Below are 1,500 nucleotides of genomic sequence, written 5' to 3' on the forward strand. Positions count from 1 at the left end.
CTAGGTGAAGGCGGCGCCACGCTCCGACCTGGGAAGCGCATCGCAGAACGCACATCCCGAAACGGCTGCTGCATCATTCGCCCTCCTCGTCGGCATCCTGGCCAGCCGACCAGCCACGATGGAAGACAGCAAGCTGTCGGATCGAGTCAAACGCTTCACCACTCGGTTCGTGAACCAGTACTCGCTGTTCGGCGACTGCTGTCACGATATCGTCGTCGACGAGCTCATTAACGAGTCGTCGGGCGGTCGTTTCCTCGACGTCTGCCGTCGACACCCGGGTGGCGTCCCGGTCCTGTGCGACGAGTTCGGCTTCGAATCGCTCGTGATCGTTTCCCGTATCATCGAGTATACTTGGACCAGTCATGGAATTCATGCGTGGGCACGCTCGCAGACGCGCCTCGCGCATTCCGGCGCGGATAAACACTCCCATCGAGAGAATACACTGACACTGCGATCTCACCCCAATTGTCTAATCTGGGGAGGTTCATGCTTCACATAATGGAGAATTCGCGGACACCAATCAACTCCAGTGAGAAAGCCGCGCTTGACCACCTCGAGCAGTATCTCGATGCGGCAGAGGATGACGAGAGCCTTACTCGAGAGGATGCCGTCGCCCATCTCCAGGGACAGAATGTCGAACGGGCCGACGCGCAAGCACACGTCGAACAACTGCTGTTGAAGGGCTATCTCTACGAAGTCGAAGACGAACTGCGAATTCCATCGCGCTCTTGACGACGAGGACTGTCTCCATTTGTCGGTGTCGCTGACGACAGCCAGAGCAATGCAATGACAGAAGCAGTGATGAGGAGCGTAATCCACGATTTCGTGACCCAGAGCCACCGGCCAACTCGCCCACACAATCGTCGGAACTGATTCCGGAGAGCCGCCTGCCGTTCTGCTTCCAAGACATCGACCTCGTCATAGTAGTCGCGTCGGTCCGCGGGAAGCGTCCGAAGCGTCGTCTGGCACTCGCTGCACGCAAATTCGAACTCAGCGCGGACGTGTTGCCGGCGGAACTCCCGTTCACCGCTTTCGTCGTAGCTCGTCACCTCGTACACCAGCAGCTTCGAGACGAAGCGTCCTGCCCCGCACTCGGGACACCGATTCATCTCAAGCGGTGGTGTTCCGTCCTCGTTGCTCCCATCGTCAGGCCACGATGCCTGCGGCCCAGTGCGCTTGGGATCGGCCGATGGGTTCGCGTGATTCTCTGATGACGATACATCTGCTGTCTCGGAGTCATTGAACGTCGACATGGATTCACCGAAGGCTGTGACTGCACTCAGCCGGGAACAGCACGGACAGCACGCGGTATCTCGTTTTGATGACCTGCCACACTGAGCGCCGTCACCCGTTGACGGCGCAAACACACCGCTACAGCTCTATTGAAATCCTATTCTTCAGATAAAACACAGCATGCAACAGCCGGGCAGTGGGTCTATGTATTGTTCGGTTGTCACAGTTTACCCCGTTGGGCGCTCTTGTCGTAAGGACGCTTTATAC

The 1,500-nt window shown here is 57.9% G+C and carries 2 protein-coding genes; one reads left to right on the top strand and one right to left on the bottom strand.

The genetic code is table 11. The features are described from left to right. Positions 1 to 73 precede the first annotated feature (73 nt). Positions 74 to 364 (bottom strand): hypothetical protein, encoded by a 291-nt coding sequence (locus C474_RS12965; protein WP_008387536.1) that lies wholly within the window; start codon positions 362 to 364, stop codon positions 74 to 76. Between the two features lie 134 nt (positions 365 to 498). Between C474_RS12965 and C474_RS21470 the strand changes: the two genes are divergently transcribed. After that, the gene (locus C474_RS21470; protein WP_083862017.1) at positions 499 to 732 is read left to right on the top strand and encodes a hypothetical protein; all 234 of its coding nucleotides are present in this window, start codon (positions 499 to 501) and stop codon (positions 730 to 732) included. Positions 733 to 1,500: the final 768 nt, after the last annotated feature.

The organism is Halogeometricum pallidum JCM 14848, from assembly GCF_000337095.1.
GTDB lineage: Archaea > Halobacteriota > Halobacteria > Halobacteriales > Haloferacaceae > Halogeometricum > Halogeometricum pallidum.